The sequence below is a fragment of the Paenibacillus sp. Root444D2 genome, from assembly GCF_001426375.1.
Classification (GTDB): domain Bacteria; phylum Bacillota; class Bacilli; order Paenibacillales; family NBRC-103111; genus Paenibacillus_E.
This window is the reverse complement of record NZ_LMEO01000053.1, coordinates 193,512-210,151: the sequence shown is the minus strand read 5'-3', so window position 1 is coordinate 210,151 and position 16,640 is coordinate 193,512. Positions and strand designations below refer to the sequence as shown.

Sequence of the window (16,640 nt, the reverse complement as noted above, 5' to 3'; positions counted from 1 at the left end):
GGAGAGTAGAACGTTGCCAAGCAGTTTTCCCTGATAGCTCAGTTGGTAGAGCACTCGACTGTTAATCGAGTTGTCACAGGTTCGAGTCCTGTTCGGGGAGCCATTTTTTATAACATATCAGGCTTTTCATGGAGAGGTGTCCGAGCTGGCCGAAGGAGCACGATTGGAAATCGTGTAGGCGTCACAAGCGTCTCGAGGGTTCGAATCCCTCTCTCTCCGCCACCAATAAACTTTTACATAAGAAAAGCCTGTTTACGAGGCCCGTTGGTCAAGTGGTTAAGACACCTCCCTTTCACGGAGGTAACAGGGGTTCGAGTCCCCTACGGGTCACCATCATTTTTCTAGTTCTATCCCATGGAGGCTTAGCTCAGCTGGGAGAGCATCTGCCTTACAAGCAGAGGGTCGGCGGTTCGATCCCGTCAGCCTCCACCATATTTTATCTATAATAAAATATCATGCTAGTAATGTCGCGGGGTGGAGCAGCCCGGTAGCTCGTCGGGCTCATAACCCGAAGGCCGCAGGTTCAAATCCTGCCCCCGCAACCAAACTCTTTTTGAGAGTTGTTTACATAGTGTGGAGCTGTGGTGTAGTGGCCCAACATGCCTGCCTGTCACGCAGGAGACCGCGGGTTCGAATCCCGTCAGCTCCGCCATTTTTTTATTTCTGGACATGAGTCATTAGCTCAGTTGGTAGAGCACCTGACTTTTAATCAGGGTGTCGTAGGTTCGAATCCTACATGACTCAGTAGTATAAGGAACTTTAGACTACGTCTAAAGTTTCTCTGATTTTGCGGTCATGGCGGAATTGGCAGACGCGCACGGTTCAGGTCCGTGTGGGCTAACCCCCCGTGGAGGTTCGAGTCCTCTTGACCGCATCATACTCTACGCACGAAACCCTTCCTAAGAAGGGTTTTTTTCTTTTACATGATATTGTTGTCGCGTATGTACATGCTGAGAATAACGCTTGCAGGCCGAGGACCGTCAGTTACGCTTGGAGAATGACATGCTGTAATCTGAGGCTGATCAATTGAGGCGTCTTCTTCAAGATAATGCATCTGCGGCAGTACGACAGCTCCGAGAGCGGATTCGTGAAGAAATCGAGATAGCAAAATAATGACGATAGACAGACCGGCTCCTTCCGGTTATAGTATCTGAATCTCTTTCGTAGATAGAGGAGGGTTCCCATGATCAAAAAAAGATTTTTTCTCAAGCTGCTGTCCGCCTATCTGGTGCTGGTGATTCTCTACACGCTGATCGCGGCAGGCTTGTTCATTTACCAGAGCAACGAACACGTCAACCGGGAATTGTACCGCAAACAGGCGGTCTATCTGGAACAGATGCGAGATCAGGCGGATATGAAACTGCGCTTCGCACTTACGCTGTCGGACCAGATGAAGGAACAGGAATCGATTGTCGCATATGCACGCAATCCGCAACGGGACTATGCGAACATTACGAGCATCTACAATGAGCTTCAGAAGAGCAGCAATGCGTTCCGTGATTTCGGTTACCGTATCGACATTACCAAGGACAATGACGATCTGGTTATCACGCCCAGCAACACGATTACAAAGGACCGGTACTGGAGTGAAATGGGCTTGACGCCTGATTCGGACGAGGCAGAAGACATGGGGGTGCGCCGGACGCCGAAGCCATACGAAGCCGATACCCTGATTACACTTACGAAAAAAGTGGAAGCGCTCCCGGGCAGCGCTTTGTATTTCTATTTATCCTTCCACGAACGCTATCTACTTCCGGTACTCGGGCTCGACGGCGAAAGTGCCATCGCCATTCTGGATGGGGAGCGGCTTCTCGCCTACAAGTCCGCTTTCCAGCCGGAGCGGAAAGATGAGGTTCGCGACAACGTGCTCCCGACGGTTCAGTCAGGAAAAGACGGCCTTTCGTTCCGAGACGGTCTGTCCGTGCATACGCTGCGCTCTCAGGTGTTGCCGACTTGGACGTTTGTCTACGTGGCGGAACGGTTCGCCCCCTGGTCGGCGATGAAGGAACAGTTGACGGTAACGGGCTTTGTCTATGTACTGCTGCTGCTGCTCGGCGGGGGCTTGGCCTACTGGATTTCCCGCCGGATGTACCTGCCGATCGGGCATGTCGTCAGCTTGCTGCGCTCGGATGAAGACTTAGAGGAGAAGGAGTCGGAGGAAAGGGATGAATTTACGTTTATACGCGATACGACAGCCCGGATGAAGAGAGCTAACGAACAGATGCGGGAAGCGATGATGCAAAGCAAGGTTTCGCTTAAGGACAAGCTGCTGCGGGACTTGCTCCATGGCTTGCTGCCGCAGGAACGGGCGGCCGCTGAGCTGGAGAAGCACGGCCTCGTCTGGCTAGCCTCGCCAAGTCTGGTATGCGTGGTTGAATTCGCCAGCTACTCGGAGGTGGCGAGTCACTACACGAAGGAAGCTCTGGTCACGTTTAAGTCGCAGCTTCAATTGCTGCTCTCGGAGCGGCTGAGTGAGGAAGGCTTATGCGAAGTATTCGATTTCGACTACCGCCGCATGGGCATCATGCTGCAGGGGGATGATAGCGAACGGGCGAAGCGGATCGTCAGCTCGGTGCTGATGGAGATCGAGGCAAGCGTCGGCTTGCGTCTGGTCGCTGCGCTTGGCGACCCGGTTCTGGCGGGCGGCGAGTGGGAACGGGCTTACCGGCAGGCGGTGCAGTGGCTGGATTATGGGGTACTGCGCACGTCCCGTCTCGTCATCGTCCGAAGCGATCTGGATGGCCAGATGAACGACCGCTTTTATTATCCGCTCGATGGGGAGCGCGAGCTGATCGGGAGCGTCATTCGCGGACAACGGGAGAACGTTTTCCTTCTGCTGCAGCGGTTGTTGGATGAGAATCGGAGCAGGGAGGCGATCGGCGGGACCGGCTGGACGCATTTCGTATACGCTCTACAAAATACGGTAAACCGAATTCTCCAGCAGTTGAACAAAGTACTGGATACGGATGAGGGCGAAGTGGCGGAGGCACTCCGGAAGCTTCATCATGCGGCTGAGGATGCCGAGGCAAGGTCGGCCTTGTTCGAGCTGTTCGAGCGGTTGATCGGACTCATTCATTCGGAGCAGAAGATGCTGGATCAGACGCAGATGCAAGGCATCGTCGACTACGTGCATGAGCATTACACTCGCGACCTGTCTTTGTCGGAGATTGCGGAGATGCATCGATTCTCACTTGGCTATATTAGCGGAGCCTTCAAGAAGCATACGGGTGAGAACTTCAAGGATTACTTAAACTTATACCGGGTGAAGAAGGCCAAAGAAATTATGGACACGGAGAAGGTGAAAATCGCCGAGCTGGCTTTGCGGGTGGGCTGTAATAACGTTAACACCTTCATTCGCATGTTCCGCAAATATGAGGGCGTCTCACCCGGTCAATATGCGAGTAATAGTGGTCTGAACGAAGCTAAATAGCTAAAACACATCGATTTTTCTCCCCATCGTGAAATGATGGTGATACCAAAATCATGGTGATAGACGCCCCTAACCCTGTTCATTATAGTGAGGATTGTATCCGGGATACGACAAATGATCCTAGAAGTAGGGGGAGTTGAAAGCGCTTTTGGTGGTAACGATCAGAAAGCATGTTGTACAGGAATGGCGGCTGTATTTACTGCTGATACCATTCCTGGCATGGTATGTGTTATTTATGTACAAACCGATGTATGGACTGCAAATCGCCTTCAAGGATTTCAGCCTGTTCAAAGGCATCGAGGGTAGCACCTGGGTTGGATTGGAGCATTTCAAACAATTTTTTAATGGCCCGTATTTCTGGAGAACGCTGAAAAACACGCTGCTGCTCAGCTTATACCAGCTGATCTTCGCCTTCCCAGCGCCGATCGTGCTGGCGCTGCTGCTGAACGAAGTGAGAAACCGGCTGTTCCAGAAATTCGTCCAGACATTTACGTATTTGCCTCATTTTATTTCCATCGTGGTGGTGGCAGGTATCGTCACGAACTTTCTCGCCCCTTCCACCGGTATCGTCAATTCCATTCTCCAGCTGCTGGGCGGGGAGAAGCTGTATTTCCTGACGAAGCCGGAGTACTTCCGGACCATCTATATTATTTTCATGGATATATGGAAGGAGATGGGCTTCGGCGCCATCGTGTACATTGCGGCATTGGCCGGGGTGAACCCGGCGCTGTACGAGGCGGCAAAGATAGACGGGGCTGGTCGATTCCAGATAATATGGAACGTCACGCTGCCTTCGATCATTCCGACGATTGCGATCATGCTGATCCTCAAGATCGGACAGCTGATGGAAGTTGGCTACGAATCGATTATACTGCTCTATCAGCCCTCAACATATGAGACGGCGGACGTGATCAGCACCTATGTGTACAGGTCCGGCCTGCAGGAAGGGCAGTACGATCTGGCGACAGCCGCCGGGTTGTTCAACGCCAGCGTCAGTCTGTTGCTCGTTATTATGGCTAACCGGCTCAGCAAGAAGCTGACCGATACTGGACTTTGGTAGGTGAATGGAATGAGAACCTCGTTAGGTGATAAATGCTTCAATGCGGTCAATATGCTCTTGTTATCGGTGATTGGGCTTGCCGCGCTGTATCCGTTCGTGTATGTGCTGTCGGCCTCGCTGAGCTCTGGCGATGCGGTCGTATCTGGCAAGGTGCTGTTGCTGCCGGTGAACATCAATCTGGAGGCTTATGTCAAGGTCCTGATGCAGAAAAGCATCTGGGTGGCCTACGCCAACACGCTCTATTACACGGTCGTGGGCACGTTGGTAAGCTTGCTTTTGACGATTTGTGGAGCTTACCCACTATCCAAGAAAAGGTTGAAGGGGAAGGGCGTCATCAATTTTTTGATCGCGCTGACGATGTGGTTTCACGCCGGGATGATTCCTTTCTATCTGAATTTGCGGGATATGGGTATGCTGAATGAGCGGTTTACCATCATTATCGCGTTCGCGGTGACGACCTTCTACGTGTTTCTTCTGCGTACGTTTTTCCAAAGCGTGCCCGTGGAATTGGAGGAGGCGGCGAAGATTGACGGCGCAGGTGATTACCGGATTTTATGGACGGTGTACTTGCCGTTGTCCCGGGCTTCGCTGATGACCGTCGGGTTGTTCTATGCCGTTACGCGCTGGAATGGGTACTTCTGGGCGATGATCGTCCTGAAGGACAAAGATAAAATTCCGCTGCAGGTGCTGCTGAAGAAGCTGATCGTGGAAAACAACCTGAGCGAGCAGTTGGTCGATTTCGGCTCCGCGACACTCGTTTCCCAGGAAACGGTCATTTACGCCACTATTATTGTTTCCATCATCCCGATGATGGTCGTCTATCCACTGATTCAGAAATATTTTGCCAAAGGGGCCTTGGTTGGTTCCGTGAAAGGGTAAGTTGGCTCCACTACACAAAAGGGGGACGTACAAATATGAAGCAACAGGTATGGAAAAAAGGAGTTGGGGCTGCGCTGACGTTGGTTGTGGCTTTATCGGCGGCAGGATGCGGTCAGGATGTCAAGGAAGCGGCGCCTTCGTCTGCACCGAACGAAGGAACGGAGAAGGGCAAGCCGGTGGAGCTGACGATGCATATGCATTACGGCGATCGGTATATTTACGACAATAATTTCCCGGTATTCAAGGAAGCGGCTAAGCGTACGAATGTGACGTTGAAGGGAACCGCTTCGCAGACGGCGACCAACAGCAAAGAAATGTTCAATCTGATGATGGTATCCGGCGACATTCCCGACATTGTGCATTACAACGTGAAGGGGGATTTCAACAAATACGGCTCCGAGGGCGCGTTCGCTCCACTAAATGAGCTGATCGACAAGCATGCGCCCAATATTAAGGCGTTCCTGGAGCAGCGGCCGGATGTGAAGAAATTCGCTACGGCACCTGACGGCAAGATGTATTTCCTTTCGTTCGTCCCGGATGGACTGGTCGCGAAGGGCTGGTTTATCCGTCAGGATTGGTTGAAAGCGCTTAATATGCAGCAGCCGAAAACGGTTGACGAGCTGTACCAGGTACTGAAGGCGTTCAAGGAGAAGGACCCCAATAAAAATGGCAAAGCTGATGAAATTCCGTACTTCAACCGTGTGAACAAAGGAGGAGCACAAGATCTACTGCTGTTCTGGAATTCATACCGCGGCATATATGCGGACCAGGGCAAGGTGAAGTATGGCCCTTATGAGGCAAACTACGAGACGGCGGTCGCGAATATTGCTAAGTGGTATAAGGAAGGTCTGATTGATCCAGAAATTTTCACCCGCGGGGCGAAGGCACGCGAGGTGCTGCTCGGCGATAACGTCGGTGGCGTTTCACATGACTGGTTCTCCAGTACGGCGAGCTATAATGATACTCTCAAGGATAAAGTACCCGGCATCCTGTTCGCACCGATGGCCCCTCCGGCCAGCAGCGACGGGGTCGTCCGTGAAGAAACGAAGCGGCCTACGGTGAGTGAGAGTGGGTGGGCTATTTCCACCTCCAACAAGCATCAGGTCGAAACGATCAAATATTTCGATTTCTGGTTTACTCCGGAAGGACGGAGACTGATGAATTTTGGGATCGAAGGCGTGCACTACAATCTCGTAGACGGCAAGCCGAAATTCAAGGACAGTTTGCTGACAGGCAGTAAGCCGGTGCTTGAGGCGTTGCAGGCGGAGGGGGCGCAGATGGAAGTTGGCTTCTATCAGGATTTTGCCTATGAGGAGCAATGGACGAACAAGACCGCTCTGGCTGGAGTGAAGGAGTACAATGAGAAGAAATACCCGATCGAGCAGTTTCCAGTCCTGACGTTTACGGATGAGGAGAAGAAAAAGCTTGATTCGATCATGAAGAGCATCCAGACGTTCACCGACGAGAAGCTCCAAAAGTGGGTGCTGGGAACGGAGCCGGTAGCGGGCAACTTCGAGAAGTTCCGCCAGCAGCTTAAGGCGATGGGACTGGATGAAGTGATTAGTATTCAGCAGGCTGCTTATGACCGATATATGAAATAGGCTTTGCGATACGGAAAACAGTTGATGGTTCGCCCGGATGACCGGGCGGACGGATCGGCTTATCAAAAGGAGAAAGAGGGGCATGGGATGAAGAGGATAAAACGGATTTGGAGCGCGGGAGTAGCGGGGCTGCTTCTGTTTTCTTCGCTGGCATGGGCACCGACGCAGGGAGTAAGCGGACAAGAGCTTAGGGCAGGCGAGATTTCTTCTGCTGCGCGAGAGGTTCAGGTTGCTTCTGCAACAGAAATTGTGAAAGCGCTTACGATTGTAGCTGCCAGCGCCAGTATGAGTGATGAGAATATCCCTGACAACGCTATCGATCAAGATCTGACGACCCGTTGGTCGGCAAGTGGCGTCGGCCAATGGCTGCAGCTTGACCTAGGGGCCATACAGACGATTGGCTATATCGGCATGGCCTTTTATCGTGGTGATCAGCGTAGTCTGAAGTTCGATATTCAGGTGTCTGCCGATGCCGATACCTGGACGACCGTGTTCTCGGGCAGCGGTAGCGGCAACTCGTTGCAACTGGAGGCGTTCGGTTTCACCCCGACGACGGGCCGATATGTGCGGATCGTGGGGCTCGGCACCGGATCGACGGACTGGAACAGTATTACCGAGGTCCAGGTATATAAGCCGCATCCGGACGGCTTCGTGCTGAGTCCACTTGAGCTTCCCCCGACTGGTCCCGATCCTGCAGCGCTGCCTCATACAAAGCCGGGGCTGTATGAGCCGGACGAGACGTCCCATTCGGTGCCCGAGCTTCCTTTGGTGACGGGGCGGACGCTTAATGTCGTGGATTACGGCGCGACTACGTCGGCTACCGGGACGGACGACGCCGTTGCGATCCGGGCTACGATCGCAGCGGCGCAGCCCGGGGACGAGGTTTACTTTCCCAATGGGCATTACCAGTTGACCAGCACGGCGAGCGACAGCGCTTCGCATCTGCTGCTGCACTCAGGCATTCAGCTTCGCGGGGAAAGCGAGGACGGGGTGCTGCTCGTCTCCGACCATGCCAAGAACATCGGCGACTATGCGACGAGCGAAGGCATCATCTTGCGTATCGCGGGTCAGCAGGGCATCGCCGTTCGGAGTATGACGCTGACGGCAAGCTGGCAGGGTGCGTATCCAACGAGCACAACGGTAGCCAATCCCGAGCGGGGCGGTCCGAAGACCGCTGTCTTGATTTCAGCGGCTAACGGGAATCCTTCGCAGGACATCATTCTAGACCATGTGACGATCGAGAAGTTCCAGCGCGTCGGCGTACTCGTCCGCAGCAGCCGCGATGTCGTTATCCAGTATGCCACGCTGCGCAATGCGACTGATACCGCCGAGGGCGGAGCTGGCTACGGGGTGTCGTTGGAGGGGTTGTCAAAGGAAAGCCGGTTGGGCCGGGACAACGATTCACTATTCAACGTGGTTCGCAACAGCCGCTTCTACGGGCCGTCCCTTCGCCATGGTATCCTACTGAGCAATTGGACGCATAATAATCTGATTGCGGACAATGAGCTATACCAGACGAAGCTGGACTCGATCGACATGCACGGCGAGGACGAATATATGAATGAATTCGTTGGTAACACTGTGATCGGCAGCGGCGAAGCGGGCATCGGCGTCGGCAATCCAGGGGCGACGCATGACGCAGCCGGACCGGGCAACTACATCCATCACAACCGTATCGAGAATTCGGCCCTGTATGGGATTCAGGTTTATCTGGGGTCACCAGATACGGTGATTGATCATAATGTCATCGCCAACTTCATGAAGCCCGGTACGACGGGAATCCGATTGAAAAATGCTCCGGGCACCCAGGTTCGGGATAATGTGATTGAGAACAATACGGGGCCGGGCTTCTGGGCTATTCATACTTTGTACGATATCGGGAATCCGAGCGACGGGGGCAACGGCGCAGGTGAGCCCCGCGACATCAGGATTGAAGGCAATCGGATCGTGGGCAATACGAACGGAATTTTCATCGAGGCGGGCACGGGGATTGTGCTGTCCGGCAATGAATTGTCGGGCAACACGGGCATCGACTATGACAACCGGACGGTGACAGTGCGCGATTATGTGCCAGTGGCCGATGTGTCGGTCCGACAAGGGACATCGACCAATACGGGGACGGATAGATCGTTGATCGTCCAGGGAGGCAATAACCTATCCACGCGCCAGTCGTTTCTGAAGTTTGATCTGGGCGCCCTCACCGGATCTGTCAGCTCGGCCAAGCTACTGGTATACGGCAGGGCCTCGGCTACGGGCAGCGATACGGTGAATAGCCTGTATGGTGTGGACAGCGACGACTGGATCGAGTCCGGCAGTTCCGGCATGGTCTGGGCGAATAAGCCTGCGTTAGGCGGTAAGCTGTCGACGTCGCCCTTCACCAAGGATGATTATGCGTGGCGGGTTTTCGATGCTACGGATTATGTTAGGGCGCAGCTGAACGCCGGTGGTGGTCACGAAGCGGCCGCGGGGATCATGTCGCTCGCAGTCGTGCAGGATACTTCGGCGGGCGTGTACACACTGTTCAACAGCCGGGAGTCGAGCGACCATCAGCCATTTTTACGGATCGAGACGTCCGCAACGCGGGAGCTGGAGAGCGTCACACTTACGGCCGACAAGCAGTTTCTAGGTATAGGCCAGCAGGCACAGCTGCAAACGGCTGGAGTGATGAACTCGGGCTATGCGGCACAGCTTGGGAGTGCGTTGATCCGGTATGAGAGCCTTACGCCCGGCTTGGCGGAGGTCAATACTATTGGACAGGTCACCGCGTTGGGCGAAGGTACAGCGGTCATTCGCGTCACGGTAACGCTGAACGGCGTGTCGCGTAGCGCAGAAAGCTTTCTCCAGGTGATCGACGGCAATGTGACGAAGCTGCTGCCAACCGATGATGCTTATGTGCGTGGAGGCAGCTATGCTAACTCGAATTACCGGACGAGTAATCTCGAGATTAAGAAGGACGGCAGCGAGAGCTTTACCCGTGAAAGCTTCATCAAATTTGATGTGAGCGGTCTGGATGGCGAAATTACGAATGCTAGGCTGATGATGTACGGCATTGGAAGCCCTTCAGCGGTCACAGCGGACGTGTATCGGACAAGTGCGGCTTGGTCGGAAGGGACGGTGACGTGGAATACGAAGCCCGCGCGGCTGGACCGGTTGGCCGGACTTGGACTCGCCGCCGATTGGGGATGGAGCGAGATCGATCTGACAGAGGTCATAAGTCTGGTAAAAGCCGATAGCTCCAATGAACAGCTCAGCCTAGGCCTGACGCTGCCTGTCGCGAGCATCAATGCCGTCATCGAGAGCAAGGGAAAGGCGAATGAGCCTTATCTGCTGATCACAACCAAGCAGGCTGAGCCCGATACGGAGCCGCCTGTGGCGACCGTGGGCCAGCCGCTCGACGGAGCAGCCCTATCGGCTCAAGCGATCCGGATTCATTGGGAGCCGTACATCGACAATACTGCGGTCAAGGGCTATTGGATTTACCGGAATGAGCTGCCGTTGACGACAGTAGCTTCTGATGTATATGCGTATATTGATCAGCTTCTTACTCCGTCAACGACGTATGCCTATTCGCTCAGGGCGTTTGATGCCAGCGGTAATCTCTCGGGGCTGAGCAACATTGTTAGCATCACGACCTGGCAGTCGGGCGGCCCAGGAGGACCGGGAGTTCAGTCTATAAGCTTATCTCATGTTGTTCCATATGTGGAAGCGGGCAAATCTGCGCAATTGCAGCTTAGCGGGAAGATGGATGACGGCTCCTCTGCGGATATGAGCGTAGCTACTGTGGCTTATAGCAGCGATAACACGTCCGTAATGACCGTGGACGCGCTCGGACAAGTAACGGCGATCAAGCCGGGCAGCGCGAAGATTACGGTGACCGCGAGCATTGGATCCACGTTCAAGACGGCGTCCCTCACATTGACGGTCTTTGAAACGATTGCACCTGTCTCTACAGCTACGGTGTCGCCTGCACAACCGGATGGACAAAATGGCTGGTATGCACTGCCTGTAACGGTCAGTTTGTCGGCCACAGATAACTTGTCGGGAGTAGCATCAACCGAATACAGCCTGGATGGCGGGAGCACATGGCAGCAGTATACAACCCCGTTAACCTTCGAACAAGACGGGCAATATAACCTGAGCTACCGTTCTATAGATCTTTCGGGTAATGTGGAAGCTCAGCAGACAGTTACTTTCCATGTTGACAGGACAGTGCCGACCGCTGCGGCAGCTTACAGCAGCACAGCACCCACCTCGGACAGTGTGGTCGCGATCATTACGCCGAGCGAACCTGTAACGATCACGAACAACGGGGGTTCGAGCAGCTATACGTTCAACTTTAACGGCAGCTTCACATTCGAATTTATCGATGCCGCGGGCCATCATGGCACTGCGACGGCTACCGTAACGAATATCGTATACAGAAGTACGGGGGTACCTGGGAAGCCAGTGCTCTCGGACGACAATGGGTACGATACAGGAATTCTTGATGGAAATTACAAGGTTACAATGAATATGTGGTGGGGCAATAACGGTAAAATCTATAAGCTCTATGAGGATAACTTATTAATCGAGACACAAATCCTCACGGACAACTCGCCGAGTGCCCAAACGACCGTAACGTCCGTTACCTACAAAAAGAATGGCACTTACCGTTATTATACGGAACTCGTCAATGCATTCGGTACAACGAGAAGTGATGTGTTAACAGTGAACGTCACGCAAGCAGCGCCGGCCAAAACGGTCCTATCCCATGATAACTGGGATGGGGATGGAAATTTCAGCATCAATATGAACATGTGGTGGGGCACGAACGGCACCACATATCGTCTATATGAGAACGGCGTTCTTATCAATACGCAAACATTCACCGATTATACGCCACAAGCGCAATCTGCAGCTACGATGATCCATAATAAACCGATTGGCACGTACGAGTATCGATGCGAGCTTGTTAATTATGCAGGAACAACATCCAGCGATAGGGTTATTGTTCAAGTAAGCAAGTGATAGTCTGAGAATGAAACAATGCGCCACCCCTGTTCATTTTCTATGAATAATGGTGGCGCTCGTTTTGATCGATACTTTTTTCATGTTTTAATTCTGCATGCTTGAGGTTCTGTTCAGCTTCCGAAATCTATATAGTAGGCTTGAAATGAGGTTCATGCGAAGGTTTTGAACAAGCTCACCGTAATTTCAGTTGACATTGATTATTATTATCACTAATATCAATTGTAGTGATATATGCGATGGCGGGGAGAGATCGAACATGAAAACGATTAAATACTGCTGTAGAAATGAAAAATTCGGATCCAAACAAATATATAAGTCCTTGAAAAACGAATATCCGGACCTGAAGCAGAAGAAGAAAGACTGCTTAGGCAATTGCAAGCATTGTAAGAAAGAGTGTATCGCCATGATCGGTAAAAAGGAACTGTTGTGTGCAGCTTCGCCTGACTTACTTTATGCTCAGATCAAACAAATTATTGCTGAATCTAGAGCAGAAAGCGTGATGGTTTGAACTTAACCCTTCTTAAATTGCTTCTTCCGTTTGTATTTGTATGCGGAGTTCTGGTAATCTTGTATGTATGGGGAATACGCAAGAGATAACCATACAGAAAGGGTGTGTGCATCTATGTTAAACGATACACTTACAGAAGCGCTCAATGAGCAGATGAACTATGAGTTTTACTCCGCGCACGTCTACTTGGCTATTGCTGGTTATTGTGCTGCGGAAAGCTTAGATGGCTTTTCAAACTTTTTTATTGTACAAGCTGAGGAAGAGAAATTCCATGCGATGAAAATTTTCAAATTCATAAATGATCGTGGGAAAAAGGTTAGCTTTGCCGGTATGGATACGCCTGTGAATGAGTACAAATCGATCCTAGATGCTTTTGAACATGCTTATCAACATGAGCAAGAAGTAACAAGACGTATTTATCATCTATCAGATTTGGCATTGAACGATAGAGAGCATGCGACTATGCAGTTCTTGAAATGGTTCATTGATGAGCAGGTAGAGGAAGAAGCAATGTTCGACAGCATTATTAATAAATTGAAACGCATTGATAAAGACAGTAACGCCTTCTACATGTTGGATGCTGAATTTGCTCAACGTTCGTTCACGCCACCAGCAGCGGTATAATTACATACGACTTTTATGAGGATGAGACTTACCTGTTTCGCGAAATTTGGCGAAGGGTAAGTTTTTTTATGTCTACTGACATGCAGCTGTCAGGAATCCTTTTATATACTAGGAGAAAATGTAAAGGATGTGCAATATGGAAAAGTTGGATTTAGCTAAAACGTATAAAAGCTATTACACAGCACCCGCGAAACCGCAATTGGTCGAATTTGAGCCTAACTGGTATGTCACGATTCAAGGTCAAGGGGATCCGGACGGCATAGCCTTCTCAAATGCCACTGAAGCACTTTACACGCTTTCCTACAGCATCAAGGGGATTTATAAGAAAGAGGAGAAAGACTTTACTGTGGCCAAACTAGAAGGCTTATGGTGGGTGGATGGGGATAGAAAAGCCCTGGATGTACCAAGAGAAGAATGGCACTGGAAGCTGTTGATTCGAATGCCAGATTATGTGAGGGCCGAAAGTATCGAAGATGCACGTTCTATTGCAATGTCGAAGAAAAAGGAGCTAACCGTTATCTCGGATATCAATTATGAAACCCTGCATGAGGGAGCTTGTGTACAAATGCTTCATGTGGGGCCCTATGCAGCAGAACCGGAATCTTTGAAACAAATCGAGCATTTCTTAACTGAACATAGACGGAAGATCCGCGGCCTCCATCATGAGATTTATTTATCAGACCCGAGGAAGGTAGAGCCTTCGAAAATGAAGACGATTTTACGATATCCTGTTCAATCAGTAGAAGTGGTGACCGGGTGATTTTTGCGGTAAAATAAAAGAAAATGTCGATATGAACGTGGGGAGGGGCAGCAGATGCAGATACGTTCTTTGGCGGGGGCTATAAAAGTCTTTGGCTTACTCGTCATCATGGTCGGGTTTATGTATCCAGCTTCTGCGGTCCAAGCCTCATGGTTGGATCGAGTGAAGGACATCTATCAATTGCCAGAGAATGTGGAACAAATTCAGAAAGACTATGAGACTACGAAGCAGCAATTAGAGGATCAGAAGGACAAGCTTTCTAAAGCCATACGGCATTCGCAAGAAACTGAGGAACGGCTTCTTGGGCAAAACGAAACGCTTAAAAAGGAAAATGAACAATTGCAAGAACGCTTAAAGGCCATGGAACAAATAGCCCTAGATAAAGAAAAACGAAATCAGAAATTAACCTATATGGCTGTGACAGCTGTTTTGCTGATTATTTTTTATCTTGTGCTGGGCCGCGTGTTTCGATTCATTGTTTGGCGGAGGCAGAAGCGCAGAATGAGATAGATGTAGTCTACGAGGAGGTCGGTGTGTATGGAGGTATCTTTCGAGGAAGTAAGCTCACACGCAAAGATAGCCACGTTGCGCATCGAACAGAGGGAGTCTGTTCATGTGCTGCATCCGAACCAAATTGTCGCTTTTCAAGGAAAGTCTGAGCAGAGAGAAGATTCTTTTATGAAGCTGCCGAGTATGTATAGGAAGAAGCGTTTTGTCCAGTCACGGCTGCATGGTCCTGCCAATGTAATGTTAGGGCTGCCTGAAGGTTATAGCATGGCTGTTATACCCATAGGAGCGGATGATAATCTTCTATATGAATTTCGACATGTTCTGTTTTACACAGAGGGAGTCAGCTACACTTCTCATCTGCAAAATGTTAAGAATACACTGATTACGCAGGATCTTGTGAAAATGCAGTTCAAAGGTCCAGGTAAACTAGGACTTCTGACTGCAGGACCGATTTACCAAATGGCATTGGACGCTAAGCAGCCCTTGTATGTCGATATAAGCTGTCTTGTTGCCTACCCGCGGAATGCTCAGCTACGTCTATGTGTGTACGGCAATACACTGGCAAGTCAGCATATGAATTATCATTGGGAAATGACGGGGCAAGGCCATGTTCTCATGCAGCCCTGTAAGCCAGATCGCAAATTGGATGAGCATATGAAAAATGACAGTTTAATGCGTCGCATTGCCAGAGAAGTACTGCCATTTGGCGGTATTTTCATCAAATAAAAAAAGGAAAGAAAAAACATTTGCATTTGTCTTCGATTCCTGATATATTATTCCTTGTCGCCTCGGAGAAACGTTAGCGAGAATGACAGGCAATTATACGATGCGGAAGTGGCTCAGCGGTAGAGCATCGCCTTGCCAAGGCGAGGGTCGCGGGTTCGATCCCCGTCTTCCGCTCCAACTAATTTGCGCCCTTAGCTCAGCTGGATAGAGTATTTGACTACGAATCAAAAGGTCGGGAGTTCGAATCTCTCAGGGCGCGCCATTTTCATTTAACGCATCGGGACGTAGCTCAGCTTGGTAGAGCACCTGCTTTGGGAGCAGGGGGTCGCATGTTCAAATCGTGTCGTCCCGACCATCAATCCCTTTTAATATGCGGGCGTAGTTTAATGGTAGAACTTCAGCCTTCCAAGCTGATCGCGCGGGTTCGATTCCCGCCGCCCGCTTCACAGAAAAAGATCACCTTCGGGTGATCTTTTTCGTTTGAACGGGAAAGGAAGAGAAGCCGTATGGGCTCGACCGTCCGTGAAGACATCATCGAATATACCCAAGTAGGACGCGCGTCCAAATATACCACTAGTCGCTTCCGTATGGAGCATTTGAAATAAGTATTTGGAGTATTCCCGCCGCCCGCTTCATAGTATGTGAAAAGACCACCTTCGGGTGGTCTTTTTCTGTAGATAAGAAAGTATAAGTTTTATACTTTAGCTTCGAATCTACCTTGACAAACGCGTTCGTCTCAGGAGGACGACGGAGTCGTTTTTCCTTGTTTGGGGTAAATGAAGGGAATCCACTCTATTTAACACCGATGGATTCGCTTTTTGGTTTAGGGTGAAGGGGGCAGCTGAATTAGTATGCCTGTATAAAGGATTTTTCTTGCTTATAAGTAGGGAAGTAGTTGTACTTCGTGCAACAATTTCCTTGGTTTCCTACTCTCCTAGCTAGAGATGTTGTATCCTGTACAACAATTTAGCCTTAATTCGTTCTAAAAGGCCACTTTTGGTCTAAATTGTTGCATTTTTTACAACACGCGTAGAGAAAACGCTTGATTTGATTGAGTAATGTTGTGCGTAGTACAACTTTAGTTGTTTGTCCGGATAGGAGGGATTCCGCAGGGGTTCGACCGTCCATGAAGGTATCGAAGGACTTACCCGAGAAGGATGATCGTCCTGTCGGTGAAGATTTAAGGATAAGCCGATACCAGCCCAAGCCTGTGACTCTGACAACTGATCTTCGTAAGGAGCCAGTCACTTTATTACACTAGAGATCCAATGACGATCGGATCTGGTTCTAATGTGAGCGAAAGAGGAATCATTCAATTCGTCGGGCTTTTTGGAGCATCATATTTTCTGTGACTACAAGCGAAATCAAAAGCATAATAACTTCTCAATAGTGATAATATCAATATCATCGCATTGAAGCGAAGGTGGATCGATATCGAAATAGACATGTCTCAAGCCATAATCGCATATGCATGAAATCGAAGCTTGAACGTTAGCGTTCAGGCTTCTTCTTTGTGCTGGAAAAAACACTTG

The 16,640-nt window shown here is 50.6% G+C and carries 11 protein-coding genes, 12 tRNA genes and 1 pseudogene; all 24 read left to right on the top strand.

What is annotated here, in order from left to right:
• The first annotated feature begins 27 nt into the window (after positions 1–27).
• The 24 genes and pseudogenes from ASD40_RS36020 to ASD40_RS39200 all read left to right on the top strand — a co-directional run bounded on the left by ASD40_RS36020 (position 28) and on the right by ASD40_RS39200 (position 16,369).
• A tRNA-Asn gene (locus ASD40_RS36020) sits at positions 28–103 on the top strand.
• Between the two features lie 27 nt (positions 104–130).
• Positions 131–222 (top strand) — tRNA-Ser (locus ASD40_RS36015).
• A gap of 36 nt (positions 223–258) precedes the next feature.
• Positions 259–333: transfer RNA gene (locus ASD40_RS36010), tRNA-Glu, on the top strand.
• Between the two features lie 23 nt (positions 334–356).
• Positions 357–432: transfer RNA gene (locus tag ASD40_RS36005), tRNA-Val, on the top strand.
• A 36-nt stretch (positions 433–468) separates the two neighbouring features.
• Positions 469–545 (top strand) — tRNA-Met (locus tag ASD40_RS36000).
• Between the two features lie 30 nt (positions 546–575).
• Positions 576–652 (top strand) — tRNA-Asp (locus ASD40_RS35995).
• A gap of 19 nt (positions 653–671) precedes the next feature.
• Positions 672–744, top strand: a tRNA-Lys gene (locus ASD40_RS35990).
• 45 nt (positions 745–789) lie between these two features.
• Positions 790–874 (top strand) — tRNA-Leu (locus ASD40_RS35985).
• A 309-nt stretch (positions 875–1,183) separates the two neighbouring features.
• Positions 1,184–3,430: a helix-turn-helix domain-containing protein gene (locus ASD40_RS35980; RefSeq protein WP_057307937.1), complete on the top strand. Its 2,247-nt coding sequence runs from the start codon at positions 1,184–1,186 to the stop codon at positions 3,428–3,430.
• 151 nt (positions 3,431–3,581) lie between these two features.
• Complete coding sequence (locus tag ASD40_RS35975) at positions 3,582–4,490, top strand: ABC transporter permease (RefSeq protein WP_327205328.1); 909 nt, start codon at positions 3,582–3,584, stop codon at positions 4,488–4,490.
• Between the two features lie 9 nt (positions 4,491–4,499).
• Positions 4,500–5,369 carry a carbohydrate ABC transporter permease gene (locus ASD40_RS35970; RefSeq protein WP_057307933.1) on the top strand — a complete coding sequence of 290 codons (870 nt, stop codon included), beginning with the start codon at positions 4,500–4,502 and terminating at the stop codon, positions 5,367–5,369.
• Positions 5,370–5,404: 35 nt separating this feature from the next.
• Positions 5,405–6,970 carry an extracellular solute-binding protein gene (locus tag ASD40_RS35965; protein WP_082562678.1) on the top strand — a complete coding sequence of 522 codons (1,566 nt, stop codon included), beginning with the start codon at positions 5,405–5,407 and terminating at the stop codon, positions 6,968–6,970.
• Positions 6,971–6,994: 24 nt separating this feature from the next.
• Positions 6,995–7,579 (top strand): annotated as a pseudogene (locus ASD40_RS39590) (discoidin domain-containing protein); the annotation flags it as partial.
• 300 nt (positions 7,580–7,879) lie between these two features.
• Complete coding sequence (locus tag ASD40_RS35960) at positions 7,880–11,977, top strand: CBM96 family carbohydrate-binding protein (RefSeq protein WP_235549510.1); 4,098 nt, start codon at positions 7,880–7,882, stop codon at positions 11,975–11,977.
• Between the two features lie 259 nt (positions 11,978–12,236).
• Positions 12,237–12,488: a DUF1450 domain-containing protein gene (locus tag ASD40_RS35955; RefSeq protein ID WP_057307931.1), complete on the top strand. Its 252-nt coding sequence runs from the start codon at positions 12,237–12,239 to the stop codon at positions 12,486–12,488.
• Positions 12,489–12,602: 114 nt separating this feature from the next.
• The gene (locus ASD40_RS35950) at positions 12,603–13,112 is read left to right on the top strand and encodes a ferritin (RefSeq protein ID WP_057307929.1); all 510 of its coding nucleotides are present in this window, start codon (positions 12,603–12,605) and stop codon (positions 13,110–13,112) included.
• Positions 13,113–13,248: 136 nt separating this feature from the next.
• Positions 13,249–13,872, top strand: coding sequence for a GyrI-like domain-containing protein (locus ASD40_RS35945; RefSeq protein WP_057307961.1), 624 nt, complete (start codon positions 13,249–13,251; stop codon positions 13,870–13,872).
• A gap of 54 nt (positions 13,873–13,926) precedes the next feature.
• The gene (locus ASD40_RS35940; RefSeq protein ID WP_057307927.1) at positions 13,927–14,382 is read left to right on the top strand and encodes a hypothetical protein; all 456 of its coding nucleotides are present in this window, start codon (positions 13,927–13,929) and stop codon (positions 14,380–14,382) included.
• Between the two features lie 27 nt (positions 14,383–14,409).
• Complete coding sequence (locus tag ASD40_RS35935) at positions 14,410–15,108, top strand: AIM24 family protein (protein WP_057307926.1); 699 nt, start codon at positions 14,410–14,412, stop codon at positions 15,106–15,108.
• A 102-nt stretch (positions 15,109–15,210) separates the two neighbouring features.
• Positions 15,211–15,285: transfer RNA gene (locus ASD40_RS35930), tRNA-Gly, on the top strand.
• 8 nt (positions 15,286–15,293) lie between these two features.
• Positions 15,294–15,370 (top strand) — tRNA-Arg (locus ASD40_RS35925).
• A gap of 16 nt (positions 15,371–15,386) precedes the next feature.
• A tRNA-Pro gene (locus ASD40_RS35920) sits at positions 15,387–15,463 on the top strand.
• A gap of 17 nt (positions 15,464–15,480) precedes the next feature.
• Positions 15,481–15,551 (top strand) — tRNA-Gly (locus tag ASD40_RS35915).
• 683 nt (positions 15,552–16,234) lie between these two features.
• A complete protein-coding gene (locus tag ASD40_RS39200) occupies positions 16,235–16,369 on the top strand; it encodes a hypothetical protein (protein WP_268795952.1) in 135 nt (44 codons plus the stop codon).
• Positions 16,370–16,640: the final 271 nt, after the last annotated feature.